12 protein-coding genes, 1 rRNA gene and 1 riboswitch are annotated in these 14,456 nt (G+C 70.2%); of the genes, 12 read left to right on the plus strand and 1 reads right to left on the minus strand.

The window, feature by feature from the left end; translation table 11 throughout:
* From rrf to AB0K92_RS26835, 11 genes are all read left to right on the plus strand, one after another.
* Nucleotides 1-95: ribosomal RNA gene (rrf, locus tag AB0K92_RS26785) — 5S ribosomal RNA — on the plus strand; the annotation flags it as partial.
* A 109-nt stretch (nucleotides 96-204) separates the two neighbouring features.
* The gene (locus tag AB0K92_RS26790) at nucleotides 205-813 is read left to right on the plus strand and encodes a CDP-alcohol phosphatidyltransferase family protein (RefSeq protein ID WP_365926908.1); all 609 of its coding nucleotides are present in this window, start codon (nucleotides 205-207) and stop codon (nucleotides 811-813) included.
* 121 nt (nucleotides 814-934) lie between these two features.
* Nucleotides 935-3,430 (plus strand): mannose-1-phosphate guanyltransferase, encoded by a 2,496-nt coding sequence (locus AB0K92_RS26795; protein WP_165996509.1) that lies wholly within the window; start codon nucleotides 935-937, stop codon nucleotides 3,428-3,430.
* A 99-nt stretch (nucleotides 3,431-3,529) separates the two neighbouring features.
* Nucleotides 3,530-4,459, plus strand: a complete 930-nt coding sequence (locus AB0K92_RS26800; RefSeq protein ID WP_365926910.1) for a DUF881 domain-containing protein — start codon at nucleotides 3,530-3,532, stop codon at nucleotides 4,457-4,459.
* Nucleotides 4,456-4,788: a small basic family protein gene (locus AB0K92_RS26805; protein ID WP_009343209.1), complete on the plus strand. Its 333-nt coding sequence runs from the start codon at nucleotides 4,456-4,458 to the stop codon at nucleotides 4,786-4,788. Before AB0K92_RS26800 ends, AB0K92_RS26805 begins: the two co-directional genes overlap by 4 nt.
* Before the next feature lie 5 nt (nucleotides 4,789-4,793).
* Complete coding sequence (locus AB0K92_RS26810) at nucleotides 4,794-5,627, plus strand: DUF881 domain-containing protein (protein ID WP_365926912.1); 834 nt, start codon at nucleotides 4,794-4,796, stop codon at nucleotides 5,625-5,627.
* 61 nt (nucleotides 5,628-5,688) lie between these two features.
* Nucleotides 5,689-6,645, plus strand: coding sequence for an FHA domain-containing protein (locus AB0K92_RS26815; RefSeq protein ID WP_365926914.1), 957 nt, complete (start codon nucleotides 5,689-5,691; stop codon nucleotides 6,643-6,645).
* Nucleotides 6,646-6,688: 43 nt separating this feature from the next.
* On the plus strand, nucleotides 6,689-7,426 hold the full coding sequence (locus tag AB0K92_RS26820) for a MerR family transcriptional regulator (RefSeq protein WP_365926916.1): 738 nt from the start codon (nucleotides 6,689-6,691) through the stop codon (nucleotides 7,424-7,426).
* A 162-nt stretch (nucleotides 7,427-7,588) separates the two neighbouring features.
* Nucleotides 7,589-8,062, plus strand: a complete 474-nt coding sequence (locus AB0K92_RS26825) for a bifunctional nuclease family protein (RefSeq protein ID WP_067026588.1) — start codon at nucleotides 7,589-7,591, stop codon at nucleotides 8,060-8,062.
* Between the two features lie 203 nt (nucleotides 8,063-8,265).
* Nucleotides 8,266-8,952 (plus strand): MerR family transcriptional regulator, encoded by a 687-nt coding sequence (locus AB0K92_RS26830; protein ID WP_166004667.1) that lies wholly within the window; start codon nucleotides 8,266-8,268, stop codon nucleotides 8,950-8,952.
* 165 nt (nucleotides 8,953-9,117) lie between these two features.
* Nucleotides 9,118-10,500: a DNA polymerase IV gene (locus AB0K92_RS26835; protein WP_365926918.1), complete on the plus strand. Its 1,383-nt coding sequence runs from the start codon at nucleotides 9,118-9,120 to the stop codon at nucleotides 10,498-10,500.
* 193 nt (nucleotides 10,501-10,693) lie between these two features.
* On the opposite strand, the gene AB0K92_RS26840 is transcribed toward AB0K92_RS26835, so the two are convergent.
* The gene (locus AB0K92_RS26840; RefSeq protein WP_165996497.1) at nucleotides 10,694-11,065 is read right to left on the minus strand and encodes a PRC-barrel domain-containing protein; all 372 of its coding nucleotides are present in this window, start codon (nucleotides 11,063-11,065) and stop codon (nucleotides 10,694-10,696) included.
* A 113-nt stretch (nucleotides 11,066-11,178) separates the two neighbouring features.
* A riboswitch (glycine riboswitch) is annotated at nucleotides 11,179-11,273 on the plus strand.
* 177 nt (nucleotides 11,274-11,450) lie between these two features.
* On the opposite strand from AB0K92_RS26840, the gene gcvP reads away from it, so the two are divergent.
* On the plus strand, nucleotides 11,451-14,336 hold the full coding sequence (gcvP, locus tag AB0K92_RS26845; protein ID WP_365926920.1) for an aminomethyl-transferring glycine dehydrogenase: 2,886 nt from the start codon (nucleotides 11,451-11,453) through the stop codon (nucleotides 14,334-14,336).
* Nucleotides 14,337-14,456: the final 120 nt, after the last annotated feature.

Genomic DNA, 14,456 nt, shown 5'->3' on the forward strand with positions numbered 1-14,456 from the left:
AAACGCCCGGTTACATTCCGAACCCGGAAGCTAAGCCTCACAGCGCCGATGGTACTGCAGGGGGGACCCTGTGGGAGAGTAGGACGCCGCCGAACTCCTTTTAGAGCTCTGGCTCTTGGGCATACAGCCCGAGGGCCAGAGCTTTTTTGTGTTGAGGTAAGGTCGGGGGGCATCGTTGGTACGTTTCCCACAGGAGGCCCCCGGGTGGAGGTCCAGGAGACCCGTGTTCAGACAGACCGGGTGCTCACCATCCCGAACATCCTCAGCATGGCGCGTCTCGTCGGCGTGCCCCTCTTCCTGTGGCTGATTCTCAGGCCCGAGTTCGGCGGCCCCAAGAGCGATGGCTGGGCGCTGCTGGTACTGGCTCTGAGCGGCGTCAGTGATTACCTGGACGGCAAGCTGGCGCGGCGGTGGAACCAGATCAGCAGCCTCGGCCGGCTTCTCGATCCCGCGGCCGACCGGCTCTACATTCTCTCGACCCTGGTCGGTCTCACCTGGCGTGAGATTCTGCCGCTCTGGCTGACCGCCGTACTGCTGGCGCGAGAGCTGGTTCTGCTGGTGATGGTGGGGATCCTCCGCCGCCACGGCTATCCGCCGCCGCAGGTGAACTTCCTCGGGAAGGCAGCGACCTTCAACCTGATGTATGCCTTCCCGCTGCTGCTGCTCAGTGACGGAAGTGGATGGATCTCGTCACTCGCTGCTATTTTCGGATGGGCGTTCGCCGGATGGGGTACAACGCTGTATTGGTGGGCAGGAGTTCTTTACGTGGTACAGGTCCGCCGTCTGGTTCGTGCGGACGCCCTGACCGATTGAGCTCGTCGATCGTCGATTCCAACGTCGTAACGGCGCGATGGCCCGCTGGGGAAAAGTGCGGGACAATTCGGACGGGTGAAGTCGGCTGTACCGTCGTCTCTTCGAGGAGGACGCTTCCGACATGAAGGCCGTCGTGATGGCCGGCGGCGAAGGCACGCGCCTTCGCCCTATGACCTCAAGCATGCCCAAGCCGCTCCTGCCGGTGGCCAACCGGCCGATCATGGAGCACGTTCTGCGGCTGCTCAAAAGGCATGGGCTCAACGAGACCGTTGTCACCGTGCAGTTCCTCGCCTCACTGGTCAAGAATTACTTCGGTGACGGCGAAGAGCTCGGCATGGAGCTCACCTATGCCAACGAGGAGAAGCCCCTCGGTACCGCGGGAAGCGTCAAGAACGCCGAAGAGGCGCTGAAGGACGACACCTTCCTTGTCATCTCCGGTGACGCCCTGACCGACTTCGACCTCACGGACCTGATCAACTTCCACAAGGAAAAGGGCGCTCTGGTCACCGTCTGTCTGACGCGCGTGCCCAACCCCTTGGAATTCGGCATCACCATCGTCGACGAGGAGGGCAAGGTCGAGCGCTTCCTGGAGAAGCCGACCTGGGGCCAGGTCTTCTCGGACACGGTGAACACCGGCATCTATGTGATGGAGCCCGAGGTCTTCGACTACGTCGAGCCCGATGTGCCCGTCGACTGGTCCGGCGATGTCTTCCCGCAGCTGATGAAGGAAGGCAAGCCGATCTACGGCTATGTCGCGGAGGGCTACTGGGAGGACGTCGGCACGCACGAGAGCTACGTCAAGGCGCAGGCCGACGTCCTCGAGGGCAAGGTCGACGTCGAGATCGACGGCTTCGAGATCTCCCCGGGTGTGTGGGTGGCCGAGGGCGCCGAGGTGCACCCCGACGCCGTTCTGCGCGGTCCGCTCTACATCGGCGACTACGCCAAGGTCGAAGCCGGCGCCGAGATCCGCGAGCACACCGTCGTGGGCTCGAACGTGGTCGTCAAGAGCGGCGCGTTCCTGCACAAGGCCGTGGTGCACGACAACGTGTACGTCGGGCCGCACAGCAATCTGCGCGGATGCGTGGTCGGGAAGAACACCGACATCATGCGCGCCGCGCGGATCGAGGACGGCGCGGTCATCGGCGACGAGTGCCTGATCGGTGAAGAATCGATCGTGCAGGGCAATGTGCGGGTCTATCCGTTCAAGACGATCGAGGCCGGTGCCTTCGTCAACACCTCGGTCATCTGGGAGTCGAGAGGCCAGGCGCATCTCTTCGGGGCCCGCGGTGTCTCCGGCATCCTGAACGTCGAGATCACGCCGGAGCTGGCCGTGCGGCTGGCCGGCGCGTACGCGACCACGCTGAAGAAGGGCGCGACGGTCACCACGGCCCGCGACCACTCCCGTGGTGCCCGCGCGCTGAAGCGGGCCGTGATCTCCGCGCTCCAGGCCAGCGCGATCGAAGTCCGCGATCTGGAGAACGTACCGCTGCCGGTGGCGCGGCAGCAGACCGCGCGAGGCAGCGCCGGCGGGATCATGATCAGGACCACGCCCGGGGTGCCGGACTCCGTGGACATCATGTTCTTCGACAGCCAGGGCGCGGACCTGTCGCAGGCCAGCCAGCGCAAGCTCGACCGGGTGTTCGCGCGGCAGGAGTACCGGCGGGCGTTCCCCGGTGAGATCGGTGATCTGCACTTCCCGGCGAGCGTGTTCGACTCGTACACCGGGTCGCTGCTGCGGAATGTCGACACGACGGGGATCGCCGAGTCCGGGCTGAAGGTCGTCGTCGACGCGTCGAACGGCAGCGCGGGTCTGGTCCTGCCGAGCCTGCTGGGCAAGCTCGGAGTGGACTCCCTGACGATCAACCCGGGTCTGGACGAGTCGAGGCCGACCGAGTCGGCGGAGGCGCGGCGCAAGGGGCTGATGCGGCTGGGCGAGATCGTCGCGTCCGCGCGGGCGGCCTTCGGCGTGCGGTTCGACCCGGTCGGCGAGCGGCTGTCGCTGGTCGACGAGAAGGGGCGGATCGTCGAGGACGACCGGGCCCTGCTGGTGATGCTCGACCTGGTGGCCGCCGAGCGGCGCAGCGGGCGGGTGGCGCTGCCCGTGACGACCACGAGGATCGCGGAGCAGGTGGCGGCGTACCACGGGACGCAGGTCGAGTGGACGACCACCTCGCCGGACGATCTGACGCGGGTCGGGGCCGAGGAGTCCACGATCTTCGGTGGCGACGGCAAGGGCGGCTTCATCGTTCCGGAGTTCAGCAGTGTCTTCGACGGTACGGCGGCCTTCGTACGGCTGATCGGGCTGGTGGCGCGCACGCAGCTCACGCTGAGCCAGATCGACGCGCGGATTCCGCGGGCGCACGTGCTCAAGCGGGACCTGGCGACGCCGTGGGCCGTCAAGGGGCTGGTCATGCGGCGGGTCGTCGAGGCGGCCGGAGACCGCTTCGTGGACACCACCGACGGCGTCCGCGTGGTGGAGGCCGACGGGCGCTGGGTCATGGTGCTGCCCGACCCGGCCGAGGCGGTCACGCACCTGTGGGCCGAGGGGCCGGACGACGCGTCCGCCCAGGCCCTGCTCGACGAGTGGTCGGCGGTCGTGGAGAGCGCCGGCCGGTAAAACGCCCCGCACGCGTGCGTGCCGGACAAGTGTCCCTGAAGGGGGCCTGTCCGGCACGCCGGTGGGGCCGTTCGGAGGTACCGGGCGCGACGTGCGACGATGTGCGGCATGTCGCAGCAGCCCCCCGTTCGGAGCACGTCGACGCGTCCGCCCGCGCGTCCGGACGCGTCGATGTCGCTGCTCACCAACGTCATGGATCACAGCCTCGACGACGGGTACGCCGAGGCGGCGGCGCGCAAGCGGGACTCGGGTGGCGGGGGCATGCCCAAGACGCTCCGGGCCCGGCTGGGGCTCGCCGCCGGGCTGGTCCTGGCGGCCCTCGTGGTCACTGTCGGGGCGGCGCAGGCGCGGGTGGCCGCTCCCGCCGTGGCCAAGGAGCGCGAGGAGCTGATCGACCGCATCGACCGGGAGAGCGACGCGGCCGACGAGCTGGAGGACGCCGTCGACACGCTGCGCGACGAGGTCGACGCGCGTCGGCGGGCCGCGCTGAAGCACAGCGGCGGGGACGGTCAGGGGGAGCTGATCGGCATCCTCTCGGGCGCGACCGAGGTGCACGGGCCGGGCGTGAAGCTCGTGGTGAACGACGCCAAGGGATCCGGTTCCGGGGAGGACGGGGATCCGCGCGGGTCCTCCGGCTTCGCCGACACCGGGCGGGTGCGCGACCGGGACATGCAGCGGGTGGTCAACGGGCTGTGGGAGTCCGGCGCGGAGGCCGTCTCGATCAACGGGCAGCGGCTGACGGCCCTGTCGGCGATCAGGGCCGCGGGCGACGCCATACTGGTCGACAACCGGCCGCTGGTGCCGCCGTACACCGTGCTCGCGGTGGGGGACGGGGAGCGGCTGAGCACCCGGTTCCAGAACAGCGCGGACGGGCTGTACCTGCATGCCTTGCAGGAGAACTTCGGCATCCGGACCGGCATCTCCGTGGAGGACGATCTCCGGCTTCCGGCCGCGCCGAGTGTGACCGTGCGCACCGCGCAGCCGAGAACTGAGTCAGCACAGCCGAGAACTGAGAAGGGCACATCGTGATCGCCGTACTGGGCCTCGTCCTGGGAGTCGTGGCCGGCCTGTTGGTCCGGCCCGAGGTTCCGGCGGTCGTCGAGCCTTATCTGCCGATCGCCGTCGTGGCGGCACTCGACGCCGTCTTCGGTGGTCTGCGGGCCATGCTCGACGGCATCTTCGACGACAAGGTCTTCGTGGTGTCGTTCCTGTCGAACGTGGTCGTCGCCGCGCTGATCGTGTTCCTGGGGGACAAGTTGGGTGTGGGCGCCCAGCTGTCCACGGGTGTGGTGGTCGTGCTCGGCATCCGGATCTTCTCCAACGCCGCGGCGATCCGCCGGCACGTGTTCCGGGCGTGAGGCCGATGAGCACCCAGGACGAGACGGGCGAGAACCGGCTGCGCAAGGAGCTGCCGGAGGAGGTGCCGGCCCCCGCGCCGCAGGCGGCCGAGCCGCAGGAGACGGGCGAGCCCGCGCTGACCGGCCGGCAGCGCCTGGTGAAGGGGTTGTGGCCGCCGCGCGTCACCCGTGCCCAACTCATCGTCGCGCTGCTGCTGTTCGGGCTGGGCTTCGGGCTGGCCGTGCAGGTCGCCTCGAACAGCGACGGCGACAGCGCCCTGCGCGGGGCGCGCCAGGAGGATCTGGTCCGCATCCTCGATGAACTCGATGACCGCACAGAGCGTCTTGAAGACGAGAAGCAGGGGCTCGAGGAGCAGCGGGACGAGCTGGAGAACAGCTCGAACCAGGCCGAGGAGGCCCGGCGGCAGACGATCGAGAAGGAGAGGCAACTCGGCGTCCTCGCGGGCACGGTGGCCGCGGAGGGCCCCGGCATCACCATGACGATCCAGGACACGAAGGGGACGGTCGAGGCGGACATGCTGCTCGACGCGATCCAGGAACTGCGCGCGGCGGGCGCCGAGGCGATCCAGGTGAACGGTGTGCGGGTGGTCGCGGGAACCTACCTCACGGATTCCGGCAAAAGCGTGAGCGTCGACGGGAACAAGATCAACGCGCCCTATCGTTTCAAGGTCATCGGCAAGCCGCAGGACCTGGAACCGGCGCTGAACATCCCTGGAGGCGTGGTGCAGACGCTTGAGAAGGAGCAGGCCACCGTGACCGTCGAGCGGTCCGACAAGATCATCGTCGACGCCTTGCGACCCGCGGAGCGACCTGACTACGCTCGGTCGTCCTCCCAGTGAACCGGCGGTGCATGGCTGACGTCCGGCGAGGGCATGAGGTTGCGGGGGGTCGGCGCACCGATTGGGTGGTGCGTGGTGGAAACTGTCTGGTGGACACGGACGTTGTGAGGATGTCCGGCTCGACCAGTGTGTGCAATCAGGGTTCGTCCTGCCCCACGGGCGGGTCTGTTTCGGTCAAGGGGAATCGCCCGTGAAGTTGTTTGCGAAGTTGTTTGGCAAGAGCGCGCGAGAGGGCAGCGACAGCAACGCGACCGCCCGTCATCGCGCACAGCCTGACGCGGAGGGCCAGCGGCCGCTGTTCCGGGACCAGGTGGCTGGTCCGGGCGGTGACATTCCGGGAGGTCAGGGCGCGCCGTCTGTTGACCCTGCCCAGTCCGGCGGCATAGGTTTCGGGCAACCGTCAACCTCAAGTACGGGTGGAGGGTTCTCCTCCGGCCCGTACGCGTCCAATGCCCCGGCGGGGCAGCCGCGGCAGGAGGGTCCGTCCATGTCGGTCCTGGTGTGTACGAGGTGCGGTAACCGCAACGCGGAGAGCAGCCGCTTCTGTTCCCACTGCGGCGCGCCGCTGCGGGCGGGGGCGGAGCGTTCGTCCGAGACGACCTCCACGATCTCCATCAGCGGTCTCGAGGCCTACGACGCGGAGGCCACCGGTCAGACGCCGATGCCGACGCTTTCCCCGGAGGCGCAGGCCGCCGTCGACGCGCTGCCGCTGGGCTCCGCGCTCCTGGTGGTGCGCCGCGGGCCGAACTCGGGCAGCCGCTTCCTGCTCGACAGCGACCTGACGACGGCGGGGCGTCATCCGCAGAGCGACATCTTCCTGGACGACGTCACCGTCTCCCGGCGGCACGTGGAGTTCCGGCGCAGCCCGGACGGCTCGTTCACGGTGGCCGACGTCGGCAGCCTGAACGGCACGTACGTCAACCGTGAGCGGATCGACCAGGTCGCGCTGTCGAACGGTGACGAGGTGCAGATCGGCAAGTACCGACTGGTCTTCTACGCGAGCCGGCAGGGAATCTGACCCTCCCCCAGACGCAGTCCGGGGGGAACCCCAGGGAAGGTCCATGCTTCAAACACCGAGCGGCGGTGCCGGGACCGGTACCGCCGCCGCGGGCACTGGGCTGATGAGCATCGGCACGGTGCTGAACGTGCTGCGCGAGGAGTTTCCCGAGGTCACCATCTCCAAGATCCGTTTCCTGGAGTCGGAAGGGCTGATCGAGCCGCAGCGGACCCCCTCGGGGTATCGCAAGTTCAGCGCCGGTGACGTGGAGCGTCTCGGCCATGTCCTGAGGATGCAGCGGGACCACTATCTGCCCCTCAAGGTGATTCGTGAGCACCTGGACGCGCTGGAGCGCGGCGAGGAGGTGCGCCTTCCCACGCTCGGCCGGCAGCGCGACGGCGAAGCGGTGCCGGAGCCGGCCGAGGGGCCCACGGCCGCCCGGATCGGGCGCGCCGAGCTGCTGGCCGCCGCCGGGATCGACGAGGGGCAGCTCGCCGAGTGGGAGGCGTACGGGCTGATCAGGGCGGTCGCGGAGGGTGTGTACGACGCGGAGTGCGTCACCGTGGCGACGCTGGTCGCCGAGCTGGGGCGGTTCGGGATCGAGCCGCGGCACCTGCGGTCGATGAAGGCCGCGGCGGAGCGAGAGGCCGGGCTGGTGGACCAGGTCGTGGCCCCGCTGAAACGACACCGCAACCCCCAGACCAGGGCACTAGCGGAGGCCCGCACCAAGGAACTGGCGGGGCTCGCGGTGAAACTGCACGCGGCGCTCGTGCAGACCGCCCTCGGGGTGCGGCTGCCCTGAGCTGGGCTTCTCGAGTACGCGCGCGGCAGGTCCCCAGGGGGCGCGGGCGGCGGGGTCCGAGGATGCGTGGGCGGCGGGTCGCAGGGGGCGTGAGCGGCCGGATCGGGCGCCTGATGCCGACCCGACTACCCAAACGTCCCGAGCACGGCCTAGGGTTGCTGTGTGAACGAGCTCGATGTCGTAGGTGTCCGGGTCGAGATGCCCTCCAACCAACCGATCGTGCTCCTGCGCGAAGTGGGAGGCGACCGCTACCTCCCCATCTGGATCGGGCCGGGGGAGGCGACGGCGATCGCCTTCGCCCAGCAGGGCATGGCCCCCGCGCGACCGCTGACCCACGACCTGTTCAAGGACGTGCTGGAGGCCGTCGGCCAGGAGCTCACCGAAGTCCGCATCACGGATCTGCGGGAAGGCGTCTTCTACGCGGAGCTGGTCTTCGCCAGCGGGGTCGAGGTGAGCGCCCGTCCGTCCGATGCCATAGCGCTGGCCCTGCGCACCGGAACGCCGATCTACGGCAGTGACGGGGTGCTGGACGACGCCGGTATCGCGATCCCGGACGAGCAGGAGGACGAGGTGGAGAAGTTCCGCGAGTTCCTGGACCAGATCTCGCCCGAGGACTTCGGCACCAGCAACCAGTGAGGCGGAACGGTCCGGCGGGCCTCGGCGGCGGACCGGCCCCTTGGTGCAGCGCGCCGCGGCATGTGCCGGCGGCGCCTGAGAGCGTCCTGCGGCCTCCGCCGAGAGCATTCGGCTAGCCTTTCCCCGCGGTGGGGTACGGGAAACCACTCTTAGGGTGATTATCACTCGGCGTGCCGAGTGTGGCGATCGTTGACGCACCCTTGGTGACTGCCTACCGTCGAGAAGGCAGGTCAAGGACGGAGGTCGGCGTGAGAAGCAGCGGCGACGGTACGGCTGGGGGTGCCACCGGACGCAGTCCGGCGGAGAGCGGTCCGTACCCGCTTGGGCGGGCGGCCGGTCACGCTGCGCCGCGGCCGGTGGCTGTACCCGGCGACGGAGGGGCGGCGTCCGATGCGACCGAGGAGGTCGGCTACCGAGGTCCGACGGCCTGCGCGGCGGCGGGCATCACCTACCGGCAACTGGACTACTGGGCGCGCACGGGCCTGGTCGAACCGAGCGTGCGGCCCGCCTACGGGTCGGGGACGCAGCGGCTGTACAGCTTCCGGGACGTGGTGGTCCTGAAGATCGTCAAGCGGTTCCTCGACACCGGGGTGTCGTTGCAGAACATCCGCACCGCCGTTCAGCACCTCAGGGAACGCGGGTTCCGTGATCTTGAGCGTATGACGCTGATGAGCGACGGTGCGACGGTGTACGAGTGCACCTCGCCCGACGAGGTCCACGCGCTGCTCCAAGGCGGTCAGGGGATCTTCGGGATCGCGGTCGGCGTGGTGTGGCGGGACGTCGAGAACGCGCTGTCCCAGCTGCACGGTGAGCGCGTCGACACGGGGGAGACGCTGGTCGGGCACAATCCGGCCGACGAGCTGGCGCGGCGGCGCAACCGCGCGGTCTGAGACGGTCGCGCCCTGTGGCGCCCTGAGACGGGGCTGATCGGTCGCGGGGAGTGAAGCGGTTTCCGCGGTGCGGACGCGGCCCGCAGCGGTCCGCGCGGTGTGCTGGCCGGCCGGTGACGTGGCCGCGTGGCCGCATTGTCAGTGGTGTGGTGCAGCATCGGAGATGTGAGAACCGCGCCGACGATCCTGCATCTCGACATGGACGCCTTCTTCGCCTCGGTGGAGCAGGCGTCGAAGCCGAGCCTGCGCGGGAAACCCGTCATCGTGGGCGGGCTGGGGCCACGAGGGGTGGTGGCCACCGCCTCGTACGAGGCCCGGGTCTTCGGGGTGCACTCGGCGATGCCGATGGCGCAGGCGCGGCGGCTGGCGCCGAATGCCGCGTATCTGGTGCCGCGCTTCCAGTTCTACCGGTCGATCAGCGAGCAGGTGATGGGGCTGCTGCGGTCGCTGTCGCCACTGGTGGAGCCGTTGAGTCTCGACGAGGCGTTCGTCGATCTGGAGGCCGGGGGCGCGGCGTGGGACGAGAAGTCGGCGCGGCTGGCCGGGGCGAGGCTGCGCGCCGGCATCCGGGAGGTGACCGGCCTGACCGGGTCGGTGGGGCTGGCGGCCTCCAAGATGCTCGCGAAGATCGCCTCCGAGCAGGCCAAGCCCGACGGACTGGTGCTGATCCCGCCGGGCACGGAGCGGGCGCTGCTGGAGCCGATGCCGGTGCGCACGCTGCCGGGGGTGGGGCCGGCCACGGGCGACCATCTGCGGCGGGCCGGCATCACCACGGTCGGTGAGCTGGCCGAGGCGGGCGAGGACGAGCTGGTGCGGCTGCTGGGCAAGGCGCACGGGCACGCGCTCCACGCGATGGCGCTGGCGCGGGACGACCGGCCGGTGGTGGCCGAGCGGGAGGCCAAGTCGGTGTCGGTCGAGGACACCTACGACGTGGACATCCACGACCGGCTCCGGGTGGGGCTGGAGGTGCGGCGGCTGGCGGACCGGTGTGTGCGGCGGCTGCGGGGCGCGGGGCTGTCGGGGCGGACCATCGTGCTGAAGGTGCGGCGGTATGACTTCTCCACGCTGACCCGGTCCGAGACGCTGCGCGGGCCCACGGACGACCCGGCGGTGGTGCGGGAGGCCGCGGCGCGGCTGCTGGAGTCGGTGGACACCACGGGCGGCGTACGGCTGCTGGGGGTCGGGGTCACCGGTCTCGCCGACTACACGCAGGAGGATCTGTTCGCACAGGCGGCGGGGGTGCGGGAGGACGGACCCCTGGAGGAGGCGCCCGAGGAGCAGGCGCCGGTGGAGGCGGAGCAGGCCGAGCGGCGGTGGCCGGCGGGGCACGACGTGCGGCACGCCGAGTACGGACACGGCTGGGTGCAGGGCAGCGGGCTGGGGAGGGTGACCGTGCGGTTCGAGACCCCTGACTCGGAGCCGGGGCGGGTGCGGACGTTCCGGACCGACGATCCGGCGCTGGAGCCGGCCGAGCCGTTGCCGTTGGTCGCGCGAAGACCCGGGGGAGAGGCGGCCGCGGGGGACGGGGCGCGAGTGGTGCCTGGATGAGGGGCCGGATGCGTGGTGCTCCCGGAGGGCCGTGAGAGCTGGGCGGGCTGTGAGGGCCGTGGAGAGCTGAGCGAGGGCGGTGAGGATGGTGCCCGGGGTGAGCGGTCGGGGCTGTGGTGGGCGAGCGGGCTCGGTGGGTGAAGCCGGTGGGTGCCCGGTTCGGCCCTGCCCCTGCCCGCTCACCCCGGGGTCTTCAGGTCTCGTCCGTGCCCGCGACCTTGCCGAAGTCGCGGTCGGGCAGGGCCGGCGGGGGCGCGAGGTCGAGGCCGTAGTGGTGGTAGAGCTGGAGTTCCTGCTCGGGGGAGAGGTGGCGGCCCACGCCGAAGTCGGGGGCGTCCTTGATCAGGGCGCGGTCGAAGGGCACGTGGAGGCTGCCCTCGATCAGCTCGCTGGGCTCCAGCGGGACGAAGGCGTCCCTGCTGAACAGGCCGGTCCGTATGGCCGCCCACTCCGGGACGCCGGTCGCGTCGTCGAGGTAGACCTCGTCGATGGTGCCGATCTTGGTGCCGTTGCGGTCGAACGCCTTGCGGCCGATCAGGTTGCGCGGATCGATGTCGGTCTGCACGGGCCCTCCACGTGGTCGCATCTCATCCGATAGCACTACGAAAGAGCACTTTGGGTCACGCGGCCACTCGAACGCCTGGGCGTTGACCTCGCTGGTACGCTGACAACGGCTGCTGACCCCGTGCGGGAGAGTCCTCCGGTTCGCTCGGAGGCGCCGAAGGAGCAAATCCTCCCCGGAATCTCTCAGGCCCACGTACCGCACGGACGAGGTCACTCTGGAAAGCAGGGCGGGTGTCGACGGCTTCCGCTCTCACCGACGGTGAAAGCCGGATCTCCCTGGGGCGATCCGGTGAAGCTCTCAGGTTGAGATGACAGAGGGGGAGGCCGTCGGGACACCCGCGCCGTGGTGTCCCTCGAAGGTCGCGTCAGACCAGGAGGCCTCCGCAATGACCGCCCATCGCATTCCGCTCTCCGAGCTCGAGCAGGGCATTCCCTTCGAGCAGCGCCACATCGGGCCCGACCAGGAGGCTCGGGCCAAGATGCTCGCGCAGGTCGGCTACGGCTCGCTGGACGAGCTCACCGCCGCCGCGGTCCCGGATGTGATCAAGAACGCCGACGCCCTGGACCTGCCGGGCGCGCGCTCCGAGGCCGAGGTGCTGGCGGAGCTGCGCGAGCTGGCCGACCGCAACCAGGTCCTCGACTCCATGATCGGGCTCGGCTACTACGGCACGTTCACGCCGCCCGTCATCCTGCGCAACGTGATGGAGAACCCGGCCTGGTACACGGCGTACACGCCCTACCAGCCGGAGATCTCCCAGGGGCGGCTCGAGGCGCTGCTGAACTTCCAGACCATGGTCGCCGACCTCACCGGCCTGCCGACCTCCGGTGCCTCGCTGCTCGACGAGGGCACGGCAGCCGCCGAGGCGATGGCGCTGTCCCGGCGCATGGGCAAGAACAAGAAGGGCCTGTTCCTGGTCGACGCGGACGCGCTGCCGCAGACCATCGCCGTGATCCAGACCCGCGCCGAACCGACCGGCGTCGAGGTCGTCGTCGCGGACCTCGCCGAGGGCATCCCGGCCGAGCTGGACGGGCGGGAGATCAACGGCGTCCTCGTCCAGTACCCCGGCGCCTCCGGTGCCGTACGGGACATCAAGCCCGTCATCGACCAGGCGCACGAGCGGGGCGCGCTGGTCACCGTCGCTGCCGACCTGCTGGCGCTGACGCTGCTGAAGTCGCCCGGTGAGCTGGGCGCGGACATCGCCGTCGGCACGACGCAGCGGTTCGGTGTGCCCATGGGCTTCGGCGGCCCGCACGCCGGTTACATGGCCGTCCAGGAGAAGATGGCGCGCAGCCTGCCCGGACGGCTGGTGGGCGTGTCCGTGGACGCCGACGGCAACAAGGCGTACCGCCTCGCGCTGCAGACGCGTGAGCAGCACATCCGCCGTGAGAAGGCGACCAGCAACATCTGCACCGCCCAGGTGCTGCTCGCCGTGATGGCCGGCATGTACGCCGTCTACCACGGTCCGGAGGGCCTGACGGGCATCGCGCGGCGCACCCACCGGTATGCGTCGCTGCTGGCCGCGGGCCTGCGCGACGGCGGGGTCGAGGTCGTCCACGGCTCCTTCTTCGACACGGTCACCGCGCGGGTGCCGGGCCGGGCCGCCGAGGTCGTGGCCGCCGCCCGCGAGAACGGCGTCAACCTGCGGCTCGTCGACGCCGACCGGGTGTCGATCGCCTGCGACGAGACCACCACCCGCGCCCAGCTGGCCGCCGTGTGGAGCGCCTTCGGCGTCGAGGGCGACATCGAGGCGCTGGACGCGGCCACCGAGGACGCGCTGCCGGGCGCGCTGCTGCGCACCGACGACTTCCTCACCCACCCGGTCTTCCACCAGCACCGTTCCGAGACGGCCATGCTGCGCTACCTGCGCCGGCTCGCCGACCGGGACTACGCGCTCGACCGCGGCATGATCCCGCTGGGCTCCTGCACCATGAAGCTCAACGCGACCACGGAGATGGAGCCGGTCACCTGGCCGGAGTTCGGCCAGCTGCACCCGTTCGCGCCCGCCGAGCAGGCGGAGGGCTACCTCACGCTCATCCGCGAGCTGGAGGAGCGTCTCGCCGAGGTCACCGGCTACGACAAGGTGTCGCTCCAGCCGAACGCCGGTTCGCAGGGCGAGCTGGCCGGTCTGCTGGCCGTACGCGGCTACCACCGGGCCAACGGCGACGAGCAGCGCACCGTGTGCCTGATCCCCTCCTCCGCGCACGGCACCAATGCCGCGAGTGCTGTCATGGCCGGGATGAAGGTCGTGGTCGTCAAGACCGCCGACGACGGCGAGATCGACGTCGACGACCTGCGGGCCAAGATCGAGCAGTACCGCGACGAGCTGGCGGTGCTCATGATCACGTACCCGTCGACGCACGGCGTGTTCGAGGAGCACGTCTCCGACATCTGCGCCCAGGTCCACGAGGCCGGCGGCCAGGTGTACGTCGACGGCGCCAACCTGAACGCGCTGGTCGGCCTCGCCAAGCCGGGTCACTTCGGCGGCGACGTCTCGCACCTGAACCTGCACAAGACCTTCTGCATCCCGCACGGCGGCGGCGGTCCCGGCGTCGGCCCGGTGGCCGTGCGCGAGCACCTGGCGCCGTACCTGCCGAACCACCCGCTCCAGCCGGCCGCCGGCCCCGAGACGGGCGTCGGCCCGGTCTCGGCCGCGCCGTGGGGCTCCGCGGGCATCCTGCCGATCTCCTGGGCGTACGTCCGCCTGATGGGCGGCGAGGGCCTGAAGCGGGCCACGCAGGTGGCCGTGCTCAGCGCCAATTACATCGCCAAGCGCCTGGAGCCGCACTACCCGGTGCTCTACACCGGCCCCGGCGGCCTGGTCGCGCACGAGTGCATCATCGACCTGCGTCCGATCACGAAGGCGACCGGCGTGAGCGTCGACGACGTCGCCAAGCGGCTCATCGACTACGGCTTCCACGCGCCGACGATGTCCTTCCCGGTGGCCGGCACGCTGATGATCGAGCCGACCGAGTCCGAGGACCTGGCCGAGCTGGACCGGTTCTGCGACGCGATGATCGCCATCCGCGCGGAGATCGAGAAGGTCGGCTCCGGTGAGTGGCCCGCGGACGACAACCCGCTGCGGGGCGCCCCGCACACCGCCGACGCGCTCGGCGGGGAGTGGGAGCACGCGTACAGCCGCGAGGAGGCCGTCTTCCCGGGCGGGGTCTCCGTCACCGACAAGTACTGGCCGCCGGTGCGCCGGATCGACCAGGCGTTCGGTGACCGGAACCTGGTGTGCTCGTGCCCGCCGCTGGACGCGTACGAGGACTGATTCCGCTCGCGCCCCTGATGAGGTGAGTGGGGCCCCGCTCCGGTCTGGACAGGCCGGGGCGGGGCCCTTGCGCGTTCCGGGGCCGCTCCGGGGGCATCGCCGACCTCGCGGACCTATCGG

It is taken from the genome of Streptomyces sp. NPDC052687 (assembly GCF_040678395.1).
In the GTDB taxonomy this organism is placed as follows: Bacteria; Actinomycetota; Actinomycetes; order Streptomycetales; family Streptomycetaceae; genus Streptomyces.

Excerpts from the sequence above, each read along its gene's own strand:
- AB0K92_RS26810 (WP_365926912.1), top strand. The coding sequence starts at position 4,794 with ATGAGCACCCAGGACGAGACGGGCGAGAACCGGCTGCGCAAGGAGCTG.
- AB0K92_RS26795 (WP_165996509.1), top strand. The coding sequence starts at position 935 with ATGAAGGCCGTCGTGATGGCCGGCGGCGAAGGCACGCGCCTTCGCCCT.
- AB0K92_RS26800 (WP_365926910.1), top strand. The coding sequence starts at position 3,530 with ATGTGCGGCATGTCGCAGCAGCCCCCCGTTCGGAGCACGTCGACGCGT.
- gcvP (WP_365926920.1), top strand. The coding sequence starts at position 11,451 with ATGACCGCCCATCGCATTCCGCTCTCCGAGCTCGAGCAGGGCATTCCC.
- AB0K92_RS26820 (WP_365926916.1), top strand. The coding sequence starts at position 6,689 with ATGCTTCAAACACCGAGCGGCGGTGCCGGGACCGGTACCGCCGCCGCG.